Source organism: Streptococcus sp. ZY171113, from assembly GCF_057748235.1.
Map to the genome: position 1 here is coordinate 1,079,881 of NZ_CM173243.1, position 19,140 is coordinate 1,099,020.

Here is a 19,140-nt window from a genome sequence, read left to right on the forward strand (position 1 = left end):
CAACAAATGAGGCTGGGACAAAAAGATTTTGAGTTTTCGAAATCACATACCATTATCCCCTGCTGAAACAACAAAATCAAAAAGACGAACAAAGAGAAATTCTGGTTTTCAGAAATCCTTCTTTGTTCGTTTTTAATATTGTTTTGTCCCAGCCTCATTTTTCTGTCTCGTTCGTTGGCTGGTCAAAAACAGCAAAGCCGACTACTGCACCGCTACCACTTCAACCTGAGGACCGCCCAAGAGTACCAGGTACTGGTCCACTCGGTCTACGCCGTAGGCCTGTTTGAGGGCTTGGGCATAGAGGCCCATCTGAGCTTGGTAACGGGAGACTAAATCCGCTGGATTTTTGTACTTGTCCGTCTTGTAGTCAAAGAGGACTAGGCGGTCATCTAGTTTCAAGAAACCATCCACAATCCCCCGAACCACAAAGTCCTCACCGCTGACCTCATCGGTCATGAGGAGGGCAAAGGGTGCCTCACGCACCAGGTTCTGGTGCTGGGCCTGCAAAAGCTGGCCCAGGTCAGTTTGGAAAAAGCTGTGTAACTTTGGCAAGTCCAGGGCGACCTTGACCTGCTCAGGCAGGTTCATCCCAGCTAAAGCCTGCTCCAAATCCGCTAGACTTACCCTCTCACGGATAGGCAAAACCTGCATGAGCTCGTGGACCGCCGACCCAATCGCGGTCGGCGACAGGTCCTCAACCTGACCAAAGCTCGGCAGGTCAAAACTGACCGGCTTGATGGCCGTCTCCATCACCGCTAGGCTATCTCCATCCACCAGAGGTTGGTAGCGGGCCTTGATTTGGCTGGGTGTTCTCAGGGTCGGTAGGTTAATGGCCGAGCGGTAGGTCTGGTTCAGGTCTTCCACCCGTTCCAGACTAGCCAAAGCCTGCTCCAACTCCTCTGTCTGACGGACCTGGCTCTGACGCTGACTGTCCATAGCCAAACCAGTTGGCAAGTCTCCAATCTGGTCTGGGGTCAAGTCCTCATCCGTCACCACCGTCAGTTCAATCGGCAACTCCTTATCGGTCGCCAGAACAGCCAGAACCCAATCTTGGAAGGAAGCCAAGGCTTCCCTCTGGGCAAAAGGCAGCCGCCCATCAACCAGTTTTCCGTCAAAACGGTCCGTCAACTTATCCGCCTGGCCCTTGCCAACCAGATAGAGCTTCTTCTCTGCCCGGGTCATGCCCACGTAGAGGAGCCGCATTTGCTCGGACAGGCTGGCTAGTCTTAGGTCACGCTGGTTGGTCTGATAGGCTAGGGTATCCAGGCTCACCAGAACCCTTGGCAGGTCAATCTGACCTGGCTCAAATTCCCCCTTCATATCGGCAAGGTAGCGAATACCAGCCCCCTTGCTCCGACTCAAGACCAACTTGGACCGCTCATCCCGCTTGTCAAAAGACTTGTCCATATTGAGGATAAAGACATAAGGAAACTGGAGGCCCTTACTCTTGTGGATGGTCATGAGGCTGACCGCATCAGCAGGCGGAGCCACCTCCACACTGGCCAGGTCATTTTCCGTCTCCAAAATTCGGTCAATCATGCGGATAAACCGCCCTAAGCCCTTGAAACCCGTCTGCTCAAACTGGTTGGCCCTCAGGGCCAGAGCATAGAGGTTGGCCTGCCGCTTGTCCCCATTGGGCAAGAGCCCCACATGGTCATAGTAGAGCCGGTCCTGGTAAATCACCCAAATCAAGTCGTAGAGGCTATGGCTCTTGGCGTAGCGCCGCCATTTTTCCAGATACTGGTGGAAATGGCTGAGCTTCTGAGCCAGATTTGGGGTGATGAACTGGCTTTCCTCCCCCTGACCAGACAGGGCCAAGAGAACTTTCTCGTAAAAATTGAGCCCCTTGGCCTGCAAGGACAGGCGGGTCAAATCGTCCTCGGAAAAGTCAAACATGGGTGACTTGAGCAGGGCCACCAGGGCGTAGTCCCGCAAGGGGTTGTCAATGGCCCGCAAGCTGTCCAGCATGACCATGACGTCCACCGATTTGAGGTAGGTCAGCTCGCCCCCGTCCGCCACCAGAGGAATGCCATGACGGTCAAAGGATTTCAGAATCTTGTCATTGCGGGAACGAGAAGCCACCAAGAGGGTCATGTCCCCAAAGGGCACCCCTTGCTGGTGAAGGGCAATGATTTCCTTGACCACCACATCCACCTCGCCCTGGCTGACCTGATTGTCCCCCTCCTGGTCCTCATCTTGGTCCTTTTCACCCGTTTCAGGGCTGTAAAGCAGGTACTGGCAGGTGTTGGCCGTGTCAGCGATTTGCTGGCCTGGCGAGCCAGCCACCAGCTGGTGGGTCTGGTCATAAACCAAATCACCCAGGTCCTCGTCCATAAGGCGGGTAAAGATGGCGTTGGTCGCTTCCAAGACCTCCATCTGGCTACGGAAGTTCTCCTTGAGCACAATCAACTGGCCAGCCGTCGGGTCCTGCTGGTAGAGCTTGAACTTGTGGTTAAAAATCTGCGGGTCGGCCTGGCGGAAGCGGTAGATGGACTGCTTGATGTCCCCCACCATAAAGCGGTTGTTGCCACGGGCCAAGAGCTCCAAGAGACTTTCCTGGGTGTGGTTGGTGTCCTGGTACTCATCCACCATGACCTCCACATAGCGGTCCTGGTAACTGGCTCGAACCTCTGGAAACTCCTCCAAGAGCTGGATGGCCAGGTGGCTAATGTCCGAAAATTCAAAGGCATTTTCAGCCCGCTTGACCTGCAAGTACTGGTCACAAAAATCCAGCAGAAAGTCCTGGAACAGTTCCAGCAAGGGCTGGGCCCCGTCCTGGTAGGCCAGGACCAACTTGGTCTGATAGGCCTGGGCCAGCCAGTTCCGCACCTGGTCCATCAGGGCCTTACGGCCAGCATTGTAGGCCTCCTTGATGTCTTTGGTATCTTCTTTCCGAGTGGCGTTGGTCAGACCACGCCCATTGGAAGAGCTGGCCAAACGATCCACAAAGCCCAAAACTTCTTCTAACCTGGCCAGGTCGGCAGTCAAGTCTACTTCCGCCAAGCGGTCAACAATCTCAGCCACATGGTCCAAATACTTGGCTTTAGGAAATAGCTGAGCTTCATTATCCAGATGGTGGCGGAAAAACTTGTCTAAGTCATCAACCAGGCTCAAACCTGACTGCCTGAGCTGGTCAAGCACCAGCTGGCTAGAACTGGCCTCTGGGATAAAGGTCTCCCTCAGCCACTTGGTCGGGTTTGGGGTGGATTGGACAAAGGTGTAAACCTGGTCCACCACTTCTCGGAAGCCCTTGGTGTCCTTGCGGTTGCCTGAGAAATTCCCAACCAGCTGCTTGAAGGTCTGGGCCTGAGGCCCTGCCGCATAGTCTTCAAAGAGGTCATCAAAGACCTCTTTTTTCAGAATGTCTTGCTCGCTCTTGTCGGTTAAAATCCGAAACTGGGGCGACAGGCCGAGCAAGTAACCATGCTCCATAACCAGTTTCTGGGTAAAGGCGTCCATGGTCCCAATGTCTGCGGTCTGTACACCGGCCAGCTGGGTGGCCAAATGGGCTTGATGGGCTGGCTCAGTCGTCTTGGCTAGAGCCGTTGCCAACTTGTCCTCCAAACGTTCCTTGAGCTCGCCAGCTGCCTTAACCGTGAAGGTGGAGATAAAGAGCTGGTTGACCCCAACGCCCCGCTGAATCATATCCACAATCCGCTCAACCATGACAAAGGTCTTCCCTGAACCTGCAGAGGCTGACACTAGGATGTTATTGCCGTGGCTGTAAATGGCTTGGAGTTGCTCCGCCGTCCGCTTCTGCTTCTTATCACTAGCGGCTTCCTGGGCCACCAGGTCCCTGATGGCTCCCTGGCTTAAAAAGTCCTCAAACATGCTTGTCCTCCTTGGTTTGGTCTAACTGCTCGGCCATTGCCTCCAAAATCAAGGACCGCTGGTCCTTGCGTGGGAAGTTGGTCAGGTGCCGGGCCTGGTTCAGGTGCAGGTCGGCCTCAAAACGGGTGATGCTCTTGAGCTGGTCGCCAGCCACGCTCTTGCCATCCTTAGTGTAGGGGTTGATAGCGAACTGGCCACTCAAAATGGTCGCCGCCGCCTGACGGTAGGTCTCTCGGTTGTAGGCCAAGAGCAGGGCCAGCTCCTCCTGGCTAAAGGTGTTGCCCTTGCTGGCGTAGGCTGGGCCCAAGGGCAGGCTATCCTCGGCCACAAAGAGGCCCTTGTAGGTTAGCTCCTGGGCCAGGGTCTGGCGAATATCGTCCAAGGACCCTGTCTTGGTCAGGTTGACCTGGGGCTCCTGAACCTGAAGGTACATGGCCCCAAAGATGGCCTCCACCTGAGCGAACTGGTCCCTGTCACTCAGGGCAGCCAGGTAGGTCATGAGCTGGGGACTGAGACGATTGTAGAGGTCGCTAAGCTTGAAGCGTTGGTCGCTGGACTTGTAGTCCACCACACCATGGGTCTGGCTGCCTACCAAGCGGTCCAGTCGGTCAATCTTGCCCCGAACCGTAATCTGACGGCCATCAATCTCATCCAACAAGAAGGGCTTGTCCATGCCAAAACTGGCCTCCTGGGCCACGATTTGCACAGGCTCCTGGTCTGCCAAGAGCCGACTGGTAGCCACAATCATAGCCGTCACCACCTCTTGGGCATAACGGGTCTGGGCCGTCTGCTGGTAGGCACTTGCCAATTCAGGCTCGCTCAGGGCAGTAGTCAAGGCCTGGGTCAACTTGTCGTCAAAGGCCCGGTCTGACCGATCATCCCCCAAAAGCTCAAAGACTCGATGAAAGAAAATCCCGTGCTGGCGGGCGTCTGGCAGGACACTCTCCTCCTCCCGCAAGCCCAGCAAATGATTGAGGAAGAACTTGTATTCATTGTTGTAGAAATCGCTGAGCGCCGAAGCGGATAGGTTGAGGGGACGGTCTGCGGGGTAACGCACCGCCAAGGCTTCAGGACTGACGGGTCTGCTGGTCGGGTTGGAATTGACCTCAGGTAAGGTCAGGCCCTGCTCAGCCAATTTTTTCCGTAAGCGTCGAATCAAGACCGCCCAGTAATCAGCTGCCTCCTTGGGTAAATCAGAAAGGTCTAGCTTGTCCTGGTGGGCCTCAACCAATCGAGCCAGAAGGCTCCGATAGGTTCCCAGATTCTCAGTTTGCTGAGACAGGCCCTTGCTGAATTTGGTCTCCACAGGCAGGCCCAGGTCCTTTAGGGTCAGAAGATAGCTGGATTGGCTGTCTTCTGTTTCTCCCAAGAGGGTCGGACTGGATAGGACCAGTTCTTGAGTGGCGGCATTGAGCAGGGACATCATGGTATAGTTGTTGCGTTTGAGGTTGTCCTGGCTAGGCAGGTCCAGCTGCCCCTTATCCGCCAAATGGCTGTTAATCAGGCCCCGATCCTCGTCAGTCAGGAGGCTGACATTTTTAACCACTTCCGGGAAGTTAGACTGGGACAGCCCAACAGCAAAGACAAATGGCTTGGTGTGGGGTTCAATCAGGTTGTAGGCGGTCACATTGACCACATCCACCGTGGATGGAACCAGGCGGTAGGTGGCCGATAGCAGGCCTGACCGCAAGAGACCCAGGTAGTCTGCCTGAGACAGGTCCTCCCCAGCCAAAATCAGGTTCATCTGCTCCAAGAGCTGGGTAAAGACCTGCCAAACCTCAGCCTGACGGTCCGCCTCCAACTGGCTACCTGATTGGGCCAGGTGAGACAGGTGGTTCCGCACACCAATCCCTTCGAGTAAGGCCAGCAAACGGATCAGAAAATCTGTCACCGACTGGTTCTGAGTGGTCAAAAAACTGTCCAAATAACCCATGATAGTCTGTCGGGTCGCATTGAGGCTGGCCAGGTCAAAGCGGCCAGTTGTCTTGGTAAAGGGACGGGAAAAGGCTGAACGCCCCTTGAGGTTGGCATAGGTCACGTATTGCTCAAATTTGTCGATGGCCAGCTGGTCAAACTGGCCAAAGAGACCAGATTTGAGGAGGTTGAGCAGGTCCTCAGCCCGAAACTGGTAGCGAACCAAGCGTTCCAAACTGTCAATCAACTGAACCAGCGGGTGGTCAGCCATGGCCTCGGCCTTGCCCAGATAATAGGGAATGGCATAGGTATCAAAGACCCGTTTGAGGTGGAGCTGGTAGGCCTCAACATCCCCCAACAAGACCAGCATGTCCTTGTAGCGGTGACCTTGGTCCAGCTTGCTCCGAATGGCCTTGGCCACCTCTTCCAATTCGTCCTTGACGGTCGGTAAGTTCCAAATCCTAAGGGCTGACTTATCCTGGTCGGTCAGCTCCATCGGCTCGGGGCTAAAATCATATCGGGCTTCCAAGGCCTGGGTTATTCGGCTAAAGATGGTCTCTCGGTCAGGCTGACCCAGGTATTCTGGCTTGACTGCAAATTTAGCAGCCAGACCTCTCAGGAAATCTAGACTGGCCTGGTAGAGGTTTCCAGCCAAAAACGGTCGCTTGTAGGCCTTGGGACTGGCATAAACCCCGATGACCACGTCATGGCACAGGTGATTGAGCTCACTTAAAAGGATTTCTTCTTCCGCCGTAAAGCGGGTAAAGCCGTCCACAAACACAACCACTTGTGACAAATCAAGGGCGGTCTGACCAGTCGCTAAGGCTTGACGGAGGTGGCTGATAGGGGTGGATTGGGACAGGTCAAGGCCTGCTAGAACAGCCGAAACGCGGTCGAAAATGAGCCTGATGTCCGCCAGTTTGTGGCTATCCAAGCCTGCTAAATCCTCCCAATCAAGAGTGCTGCTCTGCCATTCCTTATAAAAATCAACTAGCTGCTTGATAAAAGCCGGGTCCTGCCGCAGGCGAGCGTAGAGCCTCAGGTCCTGGTCGCTCAAACCGTTCAGAACCTTGTAAAAGACCATGCTCAGGCCCGTGTCGTTGAGACTGGTCGGCTGGTGCTTGGCCGTCAGGGTCAGGTAGCGAGCCATCTGGCCGAAGCGGGTCACGGTGATGGCAAAGGAAGCCTTCTGGGGCAAGCTCTCCAAAACCTGCCGCTCCTTGTCGAAGGACAGGGAGTTTGGGGCCAGGTAAAAGACCCGCTTGCCGCTGGCAGCGTAGGCCTCTGCTTCTCTGGCCAGGAGCTTGGTGAGGTGGTTGGCCACATCGGTGTAAAGTAGTCGCATAAAAAAACCTTTCGTGCACGTTCTCCCTCTATTATAGCACGATTTTTATGACATTTCGTGTATAAAAATAGAACCACTAATGGTAGTTTCAGAACTGACATTAGCGGTTCATTGATCCAGCTTGCTATAAAAAATTAATAATTGTATACAGGTTCTATGGGGAATTCCCCTCGAAAATGACTTATCTTACCTCTTGCTGGTAAAAGGCCTCCAAGGCCTCCTGCCAGGTCGGAATGACAAAACCAGTCGCCTTGGTCTTTTCCAAACTCATGGTCGAATTGAGCGGCCGTTTGGCCTTGGCTGGGAATTGGCTAGAATCCACAGGTGCCACTTCCACATCGGTGTTTTTCAGAATTTCCTTGGCAAAATCATACCAGGTCACATCCTCAGCCGCATCGTTGGACAGGTGGTAATAGCCGTAAGGAATGGTTTTGTCAATGGCGTAGGTCATAAACTCCGCCAGGGTCCGTGTCCAGGTTGGACGGCCGTGCTGGTCGTTAACCACGGTCAATCGAGGGTGTTTCTCGGCCAGAGCCTGCATGGTAAAGACAAAGTTCTTACCGTAGTTACCAAAGACCCAAGCCGTCCGAATGATGTAGTGCTTGCTGGCGTAACGCTCAACCGCTTCCTCACCCAAACGTTTGGTGCGGCCGTACTCGGTCTGAGGGTCTGGGGTGTCAGTTTCCAGCCACTCTTGACCAACTGGCTTTTGGCCATCAAAGACATAGTCCGTCGAGATGTAAACCAGGGTCGCCCCGTATTTGTCACAGGCCTTGGCGATGTTTTCTGTCCCCGTCACGTTAACGGCATAGTTGAGGGCCTTGCCCTCGTCTTCTGCGGCGTCAACCGCCGTATAGGCCGCACAGTGGTAGACCAAGGTCGGCTTGACTTCTGCAAAGACCTCATCCACCTTGTCCCAGTCCGTGATGTCCATTTCGGCCACATCAACAGCCACATAGTCTTCTTTTCTTTCGTCAAGCAAATGGCGGAGCTCTGTACCCAGTTGCCCCTTGCTACCTGTTACTAAAATCATCAGTTTGTCTCCTTTTTCTTTCTATTCTACACCAATTTTCCTAAAAAATCAGCCCTTTTCTTTGACAATATAGACGGGACGCTTCTTGGTTTCTAGGAAAATCTTGGCGATGTATTTACCAATAATGCCCAAACAGAGCAGCTGAATGCCACCGATAAAAAGCATGATGGTTACCAAGCTGGCCCAGCCGGCCACAGGGTCACCAAAGAGCAGCTTTTTCCCTACCACAAAAGCGATACCAAGGATGGATAAGATAAAGGACGAAGTCCCAGCCCAGATGGCTAGACTGAGTGGCGCGTCCGAAAAGTTAATAAAACCATCGATGGAATACTTGAGCAAGCTCCAGAAATTCCAAGAAGTTTCCCCAGCTACCCGCTCCCTGTTTTCATAGGACAGGTAGGTCACCTCATAGCCCACCCAGGAAAAAAGCCCCTTAGAAAAACGATTGACCTCACCTAGCTCTAAAATACTGTCCACCACTTGGCGGGTCATGAGGCGGAAATCCCTGGCACCATCAACCATCTCAGTGTCTGAAACCTTGTTGATGAGGTAGTAAAAGGCCTTGGCAAAGAAGGACCGAATGGGCGGTTCTCCCGTTCGATCCGCCCGACGGGTCCCGACCACATCGTAACCCTCTTGGATTTTCTCATACATCTCAAGCAACAATTCTGGCGGATCCTGCAAATCAGCGTCCATAACCGTCACCAAGTCCCCCTTGGCCGCCTCAAGACCAGCCAAAAGAGCTGCCTCCTTGCCAAAATTTCGTGAAAAGGACAGGTAATGGACGTTGGTAAATTGATTAGATACCGCTCTCAGGACAGTCAAGGTCCCGTCCTTGGAGCCATCATTAACAAAGATATAATCAAACTGGAGTTGACCAGCCAGCTGTTTTTCCACCGCCTGGCAGGCTGCCAGAAAGGGTCGAATAGTGGCCTCTTCATTGTAACAAGGCACGATAATTGCTAATTGTTTCATTTTTCTCTCTTCAAACGTTGAACGTTATGGTCAGCCAGTTTTTATAAGACGAGTTCTCTAGCCACGCTTCTTCTTGGCTTTTTTAATCTTATTAGCCTGGCGTTTCATGGCTGATTTCATAGCAAATTCGCCAATCTTGCCCTTGAGGCCGCCGCCAAACATATCTGACATGGATGGCATACCGGAACCGCCCATCATGCCGTCTAAGGCAGATAGGTCCATGCCTGACAAATCAGGCATACCGGAGCCCATGCCCATATTTGGCATGTTTTTTGGCAGGTTGTTGGGGTTAATGCCCATTTGCTTCATCATCTGGCTCATGTCACCAGTCATGATGCCCTGCATCATGGTCTTAGCCTGATTGAAGTCCTTGATAAATTTGTTGACCTCAACAAAGCTGTTACCTGAACCGGCCGCAATCCGACGGCGACGGCTTGGGGTCAAGAGGTCTGGATTTTCCCGTTCTTCAGGTGTCATGGAAGACACGATGGCCCGTTTACGGGCAACCTGTTTCTGATCCACCTTGAGGTTGGCAAGGGCTGGGTTACCAGCCATACCTGGCAGGAGCTTGAGCAGGTCTTCCATTGGTCCCATGCTTTGAACCTGGTCCAGCTGGTCGATGAAATCGTTGAAATCAAAGGTGTTTTCCCGCATCTTCTCAGCCAGTTCCAATGACTTCTTCTCATCGTACTCAGCTGAGGCCTTCTCAATCAGGGTCAGGAGGTCACCCATGCCCAAAATCCGGCTGGACATGCGGTCTGGGTGGAAGGTTTCAATGTCAGTGATTTTCTCACCAGTACCCGTGAACTTGATTGGTTTGCCAGTGATGTGACGGATGGACAAGGCCGCACCACCACGGGTATCGCCATCAATCTTGGTCAGAATAACACCAGTAATGTCCAGCTGGCGGTTGAACTCGTCAGCCACGTTAGCAGCTTCTTGACCAATCATGCTGTCAACAACCAGGAGAATCTCGTTAGGTTGGGCCAGAGCCTTGACATCACGAAGTTCTTCCATGAGGTGCTCGTCGATTTGCAGACGACCAGCTGTATCAATCAAGACGTAGTCATTGCGGTTTTCGCGAGCCTGTTTGAGACCTTCAGCCACGATTTGAACCGCAGGCACTTCTGTTCCCAGGTCAAAGACTGGCACCCCAATCTGGCCACCTAAGGTTTTAAGCTGGTCGATGGCTGCTGGCCGGTAAATATCCGCTGCAATCATGAGCGGACGGGCGTTTTGCTCCTTGATGAGCTTGTTGGCCAGTTTACCCGCAAAGGTGGTCTTACCCGCACCCTGAAGACCCACCATCATGATGATGGTCGGAATCTTAGGTGATTTTTCTAACTCAGCCGTTTCAGACCCCAAAATAGCTGTCAGTTCTTCGTTGACAATTTTGACAATCTGCTGACTAGGGTTAAGGGTGTCGATAACCTCATGACCGATGGCCCGCTCGCGGATTTTTTTGATGAATTCCTTGACCACAGGCAGGGCCACGTCAGCCTCAAGCAGGGCCAAACGGATTTCCTTGGTCACCTCTTGGACGTCTTTTTCACTTAATTTTTTCTGACCACGCAGGTTCTTAAAGACACCTTGCAAGCGTTGGGTTAATGATTCAAATGCCATAATTAGTTTACATAATAAAAATTATGTACTTCCTCCTTTATCTTATCTCTTACTGGTTAACGACAGGGCAAAAACTGTTAGCTCTGCGATTGCCCCAAAACCACCTAATCCCGGTTATCGATGCTGGTCAAAATGGCCAACCGCTCCTCCAGGAAGGGGTCACCAGCATAGTGCTGGGCCAACTCTTCGAAAATCTGGGAACGCACGATGTAGTCCGAGTACATGTGGAGCTTCATCTCGTAGTCCTCCAGAATCTTTTCTGTCCGCTTGATGTTGTCATAAACAGCCTGGCGACTAACCGCAAACTCCTCGGCAATCTCGGCCAGGCTATAATCATCGGCATAATAGAGCTCGATATAGTTCATCTGCTTGTCGGTCAAGAGGGCCGCGTAAAACTCAAAGAGGGCGTTCATTCGGTTGGTTTTTTCAAGTTCCATGTCTTTCATTTTACCATATAATTAGCGTTTTGTCAGCGACTGACCGCTTTTCCCTTGAAATCATTCATTCCAAAGCTATTTCTCCGCATTCAAATGATTATTGCTCAGTTTCGAATCGTTCAGTAACCAAAGAAACGATGATGATCTCCACACTTCCTTACTCTTTCTTGAAAAATCATTGACACTCCTTCTCTAAAGAAGAGTTTGCATCAGCCTGTAAGAACCAAAAAAACAGCTAGACTGAGCCTAACTGATTTTTTTGGTCACTTCCTTCCATCTGCTCCGCTATTTAAAACGATTAGGAGAGTTCCTCGAAGGATTATTCCAACAAGACCGGTTCAACAAGCCAGCCAAACCCTTTTGATATTCAAGTGCTTGCTACAAGGTAAAGATTTCTTCTGGATGACCAGCTTGATTCAAACTTGTTTTTAAGGTCGCAATCCTTTCTTCTCTCTCTCTTTTCTGGCAGGTCAGGTCATTTTTTTGTCCTAGCTATTGTCCCAATTTCTGTGAAAAAACCAGCTTGAAAAAGCTGGTTTTTACTATCTTACTTGGCACCAAGTGCAGCCATAGTGATGTAGTTGTATGGTTTGTTGAAGTGTGGCAAGAAGAGGATGTCAAGCAGAGCCAACTTGTCGATGGTTACTTGCTCTTGGATAGCCAATGAGAAGAGGTGCATACCCATAGAGATGTCTTCTTTAGAGGCCATTTGCGCACCAAGAATCACACGAGTGTCTGCATCGTAAACGATACGGATCTTAACGCTGTGGTTGTCATGCTCCATGAATTCTGGTTTTTGCAGGTCTTCAAAGTCAGTTGCAACAGCGTTGAAACCGAAGCGTTTTGCTTTCTCAAGGGTCAAACCAGTTGATACCATCTTGAGGTCGAAGATCGCGATACCGTTAGAACCTTGAACACCAGCTGTTTCAAGCTCAGTACCACAAGCGTTGTGAGCGGCAACAATAGCTGTACGAACAGCGTTTGAAGCCAAAGCGATGTAGTTAGTGTCTTGAAGTGAGTTGTCATAGATGGTCGCACAGTCACCAATCGCATAAACGTCAGGAATGTTTGTTTCACCTTTTTTGTTAACCACGAAGGCACCGTTACGGAAGAGTTCAATCTTACCGTCGCCAAGACCAGTGTTAGGACGGAAACCAACAGCCAAGATAACCATGTCAACGTCGAAGGTTTCTTTGTCAGTTACCAAACGCTCAACTTTACCGTCACCTTCAACTGCTTGTACAGTTTGACCAAAGGCCAACTTGATGCCGTTCTCTTCGAGGTTTTTGTTCATCAAGTCAGTGAATTCTGGGTCGTAGTAACCACCAAGTGATGTTGTTGCGATATCAACAAGGGTAACTTCTTTGTTAAGGCGTTGGAAGGCTTCAGCAAGCTCAACACCGATGTAACCAGCACCAACAACGGCAACGCGTTTGATGTCTGGGTTGTTGAGTTTCTCGATAACTTCAGCAGAGTTTTGGTACAACTTAACGAATTGCAAGTTTTCCAAAGTTGCTTTGAACTCACGAGAACCTTCTTGGATTTCAGCACCCTTGATTGGAGGCAAGATTGGTTGTGAACCAGTCGCCAAAATCAACTTGTCGTAGCTCTCAACGTGTTTTTCACCGTTAACAAGTGCGTGAACTTCTTTTTTGTCGTAGTCGATGAACTCAACTGGTGACTCCATGTAAACTTTAGCACCTTTTGCTTCAAGTTGCTCTTTACTTGAGTAGAACAAGCCTTCAGCACCAGCGATTTGCTTACCAATCCAAAGGGCCATACCACAGCCCAAGAATGAGATGTTATTGTTTTGGTCGAAAACAACAACTTCGTTTTGCTCGCCGTAGTTGTTCAAGATAGTGTTAATAGCTGATGTACCGGCGTGGTTAGCACCGACAACAACGATTTTAGCCATGTGTAAATTCCTCTTTCTTAATTTTTCTTAGATTTACTTTCCCATTATAGCATGTTTGTGAAGTTAATTCAAGTTTTTTGTCACCATTCTGTGAAAAATTCTTCAATGACAGGGGTTACACCTCTATACATTGTGAATTTATTCTCATTCTTTAAAAAACCAACCCTTGATTTAGGGTCGGTTCTCTTGCTTCTTATGGATTAAATGAGATGTGAACGTGGTCATAGTGGTTCTCTGTGACGCTGCCACGATCCTCCATGAGGTTCCAAGTGTAGGCAGGACCGTACTTGCTATCAAACGGTGCATAAAAACGTTGCTTCCAGATGATGTAAGAGATGTTCTTGCTACCCATATTAGCTGCGGCATAGGCTGCAATTTGGTCACCCAAGTCAGAGCTAACTGGTACCATGAAGTCCAAAGCAAGACCCTTGCCATGATCACCTGAATCAGAACGGTAACCATTTACCCACATGTCACCAAATACTGACAACACCTCATGCTTATAGGCAACCACATGGGGTTGCAAACCAGCTTCTGAACCTGTAAATGTCGTCACTGTCGAAACAACAGGATTAGGAGCAGGTGCTTCAACAACAGGTTCGGCTGGAGTGGTTTCTGCTGCTGGTGCTTCAACAACAGCTTCGGCTGGAGCTGGTTCTGCTACTGGTGCTTCAACAACAGGTTCGGCTGGAGTGGTTTCTGCTACTGGTGCTTCAACAACAGCTTCGGCTGGAGTGGGTTCTGCTACTGGTGCTTCAACAACAGGTTCAGCTGGAGCTGGTTCTGCTACTGGCGCTTCAACAACAGGTTCGGCTGGAGTAGTTTCTGCTACTGGTGCTTCAACAACAGGTTCAGCTGGAGTTGTTTCTGCTACTGGTGCTTCAACAACAGCTTCTGTTGGAGTAGCTTCTGCTACTGGTGCCTCAACAACGGGTTCGGCTGGAGTGGTTTCTGCTACTGGTGCTTCAACAGTAGAATTCTCTACTGTTGCTGACGCAGGAAGGGGCACCTCGTCAAGGTTAACAACTGTTTCATCTACTGTTACTTGATTAGTTTGCAAATCAACATGAGCCTCAACAGCTTCTGTCGTTTGCTGAGTAGCTGGTGCTTGAATGGCCAAACCAGTTACTGCATTATTCTGGTTAACCTGAGTGGTCAAGACAGTATCAGGGAAAATCAAATCCCAGTTGCTGATTTGGTTAAGTTTAGCCAAAAGCTCAACATCAACAGACAAGGCTTCGGCAATGGTGCTCAAGGTGTCACCGTATTTGATGGTGTAAGTAACTTGACCACCGTCTTGTTGAAAATCTGCTCGCACATCTTCAACGGTCCGCGGGGTCCAAACCAAGGCCTCCGCCTGAGCAAGATTAGCTGTAAACAATGATAAAACAACACTTGATGTCAACACAACTTTTTTATTTACTGTCATTTCAAATACCTTCTTTTCGTATTGGATTATCTCCATCTTACCATAAGCTGAAACAAAAACAAGCCCAGAGGGCCTGTTTTAACCAAATTGTAGTTTTGAGACACAGTTGTAACAAAAGAGACTGGCTGAGCCAATCTCTGTAACATTAGTGACGGAAATGACGGACACCCGTAAAGACCATGGCGATATCATACTTGTTGGCTGCGGCGATGACTTCCTCGTCACGCACCGAGCCGCCAGGTTGGATGATGGCCTTGATGCCTGCAGCGGCGATTTCTTCCACGTTGTCAGCAAATGGGAAGAAGGCGTCTGACGCCAGAACAGCACCGTCCAGACGGTCCTTGGCCTGCTCGATGGCGATCTTAACAGAGGCCACACGGTTGGTCTGACCAGGGCCCACGCCCAGGGTCATATGGTCGTTAGAAATGAGGATACCGTTAGACTTAACGTACTTGATGGCCTTCCAGGCAAACTCCAGGGCCACACGCTCCTGCTCGCTCGGTTGACGGTCAGTCACGATGGTCCAGTCCGCTGGATCCACAGTCGTCACGTCCTGGTTCTGCACCAGCATGCCGCCCACAACGCCCGTGTACTCGGCTTCCACTTCGCTCTTGTCCTGCTCGTCAAACGGCAGTTCCAGCACGCGCAGGTTGGCTTTTTCTTGAAGAATGGCTAGCGCTTCTGCCGTATAAGACGGTGCGATGATGATTTCCAGGAAAATCTTGCTCATCTTCTCAGCCGTCGCCCCATCTACCTCTCTGTTAAGGACAACAATCCCACCGAAAATGGATACTGGGTCTGCTTCGTAGCAGTAATCCCAAGCTGACTCGATGTCGTTAGCCTGACCGATACCGCAAGGGTTCATGTGCTTGAGGGCCACCACCGTTGGCTTGTCCTTGAAGTCACGGATAGAACGGATAGCCGCATCCGCGTCACGGATATTGTTGAAGGACAGTTCCTTACCATTGAGCTGTTTAGCTGAAGCAATCGAATAATCTGTTGGAATGGCTTTTTGGTAGAAGTCCGCATCCTGTTGAGGGTTTTCCCCGTAACGCATCGGCTGTTTGAGGTCGTAGGTCAGGGTCAATTTTTCTGGCTTGGTCTCGCCAACTTGAGCCGTGAAGTATTCCGCAATCAAGGCATCGTAGGCTGCGGTGTGACGGAAGACCTTGGCAGCCAAACGCTGTCTGGTTTCGTAAGTCGTGCTGCCCTGCTCTGCTATTTCACCCAAAACCACCGCATAATCCGCAGGGTCCACCACCACGGTCACGCTAGCGTGGTTTTTAGCCGCCGAGCGGAGCATGGACGGGCCGCCGATGTCGATGTTTTCCACCGCCAAATCGTAGGTCACGTCAGGGCGAAGGATGGTCTCCTTGAAGGGATAGAGGTTGACCACCACCAGGTCGATGAGGCCAATCTCGTGGCTGGCCGCCGCATCTAGGTGGCTGTCCAGGTCACGACGGGCCAAGAGGCCACCGTGAATCTTAGGGTGGAGGGTCTTAACACGGCCGTCCATCATTTCAGGGAAACCAGTCACATCGTCAATGGCAATGGTCGCAATACCAGCATTGTCCAAAGCCACCTTGGTACCGCCAGTTGAGATAATCTCCCAACCCAGGCTCGTCAATTCTTGGGCAAGCTCTACAATGCCTGCCTTGTCTGATACGCTAATTAAAGCACGTTTAGTCATGGGGTCTCCTTTTTCTTTTTTTACTATTTTTCTTTATTTAAAGCTTTTAAAATTAATCGTTCTACTCTAGATGAATATAAGTATCTCCGTAATGCATTGCTTGCCCGTCGCAGTTTATAAAGTAATTCTAAACTATCATATATAGACATTGCAAGCAACCATTCTTCTTCTACTTTTTTCTTCTCCATTTCCTCTTTAGAAAAATCAAAAGAGTCTGTATATCTATTGAGTAATTTAATTTTCATTCCTTCGCTAGTATAGAAAGACATTTGAAGTTGTTCCAGATTCCTCAGAGAATGAAATTCTGACCAATAAAGATTCCAAATATCATGTTGTTTAACTGAAAAAAGTCTTGTAAATTTCCTTAAACGATCACTAGATAGTTTATCAACTATTCCTTTTAAATCATTTAAATTGGGTAACTCAACAAATGAATACCTTTTTATAGTTTTTAAATTACGCCCACGTGTCCCCTTCAGGTATGAGTAGTTAGGAATTTCTTTATCCAAAATTAAATCAACAATCAGTTCTTGAACTCTAATAACGTAATCAAAATTTTTAGAGAGCTCATAAATATGTTTGTCAATCCATAACAACAACTTCTCATATAGAAGTACAACCTCTTCAAAATACTGACTATTCTCTTTATCAATTATTCTTCTAATTTCACGCTTCTGGCTATAGAAATAGAAAAAGAAAATAACTGGCATTAATGTTGTAAGAGCAACTAGAGCAGGTAGTCTAGAAAACACATCACCTATGTTTACTTTCACTTGTGATATATTTTTAACTAGCTCTTGAATTTTAGGTAAATAGTAAGCGATGTCTATTTCTAACATCCCTAGAGAAAAACAAGAGAGTAAAAATGCTAAAGCCACAGGAATACTAAATAAAACCCTAAATAGGGTGATCATGCTTAGAAAAATAGGTGGCTTAGATAATCCTAACCATACTGGACTTCTCTCATTACCGCCAGAAACTAGCCAACCTAGTCTTAAAAATCGACAAATTCGTAATCCATAGTAATTTAATCTAATAGTAAATAAAGCTAACCATACAATCTTCTTGCGTGTTGCAAGCCTTCCTAATTCACTAATATAGTAACTTGAAAATCCATATATTTGTGAAATTGAAAAATCATATACACACAAACAGAAAATTAATTCCAGCCAATATATAAAAGTTAACAATAACAAATTCCCTTGGGAACTTTTCAAATTACTCGAAACTATTGCAGATATTATTTGTTCTCTAAACAAAATTGCTAAGATTAACGAAAGTGGCAATAGAACTAATTTCAATAGTTTCATATTTAAAGTTACCTCTAAAACACAAATCTATCTTTACTTACTTTCTTAAAACACCTAGATGACAGAGCACTTCCGGATACAGCACATACTCCGCCTCGTGGATTCTGGCTTCAAAGGTGTCGATGGTATCGTCTGGTAATCGAGGCACACGCACCTGCTTGATGATGGCACCTGTGTCCACACCTGCATCAACATAGTGGACAGTGACGCCACTCTCAGCCACACCAGCCTCCCAGGCATCTTGGATGCCGTGGGCACCTGGAAACTCTGGCAGGTAGGCGGGGTGGATGTTGATGATACGGCCCTCGTAGGCTGACAGGAGGGTCGGCCCCACGATTTTCATGTAGCCCGCCAGGACCACCAGGTCAATCTGGTTCTGGTCGAGGAGCTCCACCAGGGCGGTCTCGTAGGCGGCCTTGTCGGCAAAGTCCGCTAGCTCAAAGCTGTAGCTGGGCACGCCTAGTTTTTCTGCCCGCTCTAGGGCATGGGCGGTTTTTTTGTCGGAAAAGAGCAGAGCGATGGGAAATTGTTCCGCTAGAACTTGAAAATTAGAGCCATTACCAGAGGCAAAGACGGCGATTTTCTTGGTCATTAGGCAATCACCACGCTCTTGTCGGTCTTCTCTGTGATTCGACCGATTTGGTAGACCTCTTCGTCAACCAGTTCTTTAACTTTTTCAACATTTTCTGGGGAAACAGCCAAAATGAGGCCGATACCCATGTTGAAGATTTCAAACATTTCCTCGTGTTTGATGTTCCCGTAGGTCTCCAAGGCGGTGAAGATTGGCAAAACTGGGATACTAGCTTCGTCAATGTGGGCAGCCAGATCTTCGCTAAACATGCGAGGCACGTTTTCGATAAAACCGCCGCCGGTGATGTGGGCAATGCCGTTGACCAGACCTGCCTTAACCAGAGGCAGAACCTGCTTGACATAGATACGAGTTGGTTCAAGGAGGACATCCTTTAGAGCTCTGCCATTGAGCTCTGGCAACAGAGCGTCCCCGTCCACATCCGCAAAAACGCGGCGGACCAGGGAATAACCGTTGGAGTGGATACCGCTGGAGGCCAGGCCCAGGAGGATGTCGCCACTCTTGACCTTGCTGCCGTCAATGAGCTGGGACTTCTCGGCGATACCGACAGCGAAACCGGCCAAATCGTAGTCCTCTTCGCCGTACATGCCAGGCATCTCGGCAGTCTCACCACCAATCAGGGCAGCACCTGCCTGCACACAGCCCTCGGCCACGCCAGCAACCACCTGCTCCAGCTTCTCAGGGACGTTCTTGCCAGTCGCGATGTAGTCCAGGAAGTAGAGGGGCTCAGCGCCCGCAGCAATGATGTCGTTGACACACATGGCCACACAGTCCTGACCGATAGTGTCGTGCTTGTCGTACTTGATGGCCAGCATGAGCTTGGTGCCCACGCCGTCGGTACCAGAAACCAGAACGGGCTCCTTGACATCCAGCTGGCTCAGGTCAAAGAGCCCGCCAAAGCCACCCAGGGCGCCTAGAACGCCCAAACGCTCGGTGCGTGCCACGTGCTTTTTGATGCGTTCCACAACTTCGTAGCCAGCCTCAACATCAACGCCAGAGGCGGCGTATGCATTTTTGTTTTCAGACATTTTCTTCTCCTATTCGGCCTT

12 protein-coding genes are annotated in these 19,140 nt (G+C 49.9%); all 12 read right to left on the reverse strand.

Going from position 1 to position 19,140, the window contains the following annotated elements; translation table 11 throughout:
- Positions 1 to 201: 201 nt before the first annotated feature.
- Complete coding sequence (gene addA / locus AC3ARB_RS05095; RefSeq protein WP_488321471.1) at positions 202 to 3,831, reverse strand: helicase-exonuclease AddAB subunit AddA; 3,630 nt, start codon at positions 3,829 to 3,831, stop codon at positions 202 to 204.
- Positions 3,824 to 7,090 (reverse strand): ATP-dependent nuclease subunit B, encoded by a 3,267-nt coding sequence (gene rexB, locus AC3ARB_RS05100; protein ID WP_488321472.1) that lies wholly within the window; start codon positions 7,088 to 7,090, stop codon positions 3,824 to 3,826. The genes addA and rexB overlap by 8 nt, the downstream gene beginning before the upstream one ends.
- Positions 7,091 to 7,271: 181 nt before the next feature.
- Positions 7,272 to 8,126, reverse strand: a complete 855-nt coding sequence (gene rfbD / locus AC3ARB_RS05105; RefSeq protein ID WP_488321534.1) for a dTDP-4-dehydrorhamnose reductase — start codon at positions 8,124 to 8,126, stop codon at positions 7,272 to 7,274.
- Between the two features lie 45 nt (positions 8,127 to 8,171).
- Entirely contained in the window at positions 8,172 to 9,098 is a 927-nt protein-coding gene (locus tag AC3ARB_RS05110) for a glycosyltransferase family 2 protein (RefSeq protein WP_488321473.1), read from the reverse strand.
- Positions 9,099 to 9,155: 57 nt separating this feature from the next.
- A complete protein-coding gene (gene ffh / locus AC3ARB_RS05115) occupies positions 9,156 to 10,721 on the reverse strand; it encodes a signal recognition particle protein (RefSeq protein ID WP_488321474.1) in 1,566 nt (521 codons plus the stop codon).
- A gap of 104 nt (positions 10,722 to 10,825) precedes the next feature.
- The gene (locus tag AC3ARB_RS05120) at positions 10,826 to 11,158 is read right to left on the reverse strand and encodes a putative DNA-binding protein (RefSeq protein ID WP_488321475.1); all 333 of its coding nucleotides are present in this window, start codon (positions 11,156 to 11,158) and stop codon (positions 10,826 to 10,828) included.
- A 547-nt stretch (positions 11,159 to 11,705) separates the two neighbouring features.
- Positions 11,706 to 13,073: a H2O-forming NADH oxidase gene (gene nox, locus AC3ARB_RS05125; RefSeq protein WP_488321476.1), complete on the reverse strand. Its 1,368-nt coding sequence runs from the start codon at positions 13,071 to 13,073 to the stop codon at positions 11,706 to 11,708.
- 193 nt (positions 13,074 to 13,266) lie between these two features.
- Positions 13,267 to 14,502 (reverse strand): LysM peptidoglycan-binding domain-containing protein, encoded by a 1,236-nt coding sequence (locus AC3ARB_RS05130; protein WP_488321477.1) that lies wholly within the window; start codon positions 14,500 to 14,502, stop codon positions 13,267 to 13,269.
- A 145-nt stretch (positions 14,503 to 14,647) separates the two neighbouring features.
- Complete coding sequence (purH, locus tag AC3ARB_RS05135; RefSeq protein WP_488321478.1) at positions 14,648 to 16,192, reverse strand: bifunctional phosphoribosylaminoimidazolecarboxamide formyltransferase/IMP cyclohydrolase; 1,545 nt, start codon at positions 16,190 to 16,192, stop codon at positions 14,648 to 14,650.
- Between the two features lie 23 nt (positions 16,193 to 16,215).
- A complete protein-coding gene (locus tag AC3ARB_RS05140; protein ID WP_488321479.1) occupies positions 16,216 to 17,502 on the reverse strand; it encodes a hypothetical protein in 1,287 nt (428 codons plus the stop codon).
- 37 nt (positions 17,503 to 17,539) lie between these two features.
- Positions 17,540 to 18,094, reverse strand: coding sequence for a phosphoribosylglycinamide formyltransferase (gene purN, locus AC3ARB_RS05145; protein ID WP_488321480.1), 555 nt, complete (start codon positions 18,092 to 18,094; stop codon positions 17,540 to 17,542).
- The gene (purM, locus tag AC3ARB_RS05150; RefSeq protein ID WP_488321481.1) at positions 18,094 to 19,119 is read right to left on the reverse strand and encodes a phosphoribosylformylglycinamidine cyclo-ligase; all 1,026 of its coding nucleotides are present in this window, start codon (positions 19,117 to 19,119) and stop codon (positions 18,094 to 18,096) included. Before purM ends, purN begins: the two co-directional genes overlap by 1 nt.
- Between the last annotated feature and the right edge of the window lie 21 nt (positions 19,120 to 19,140).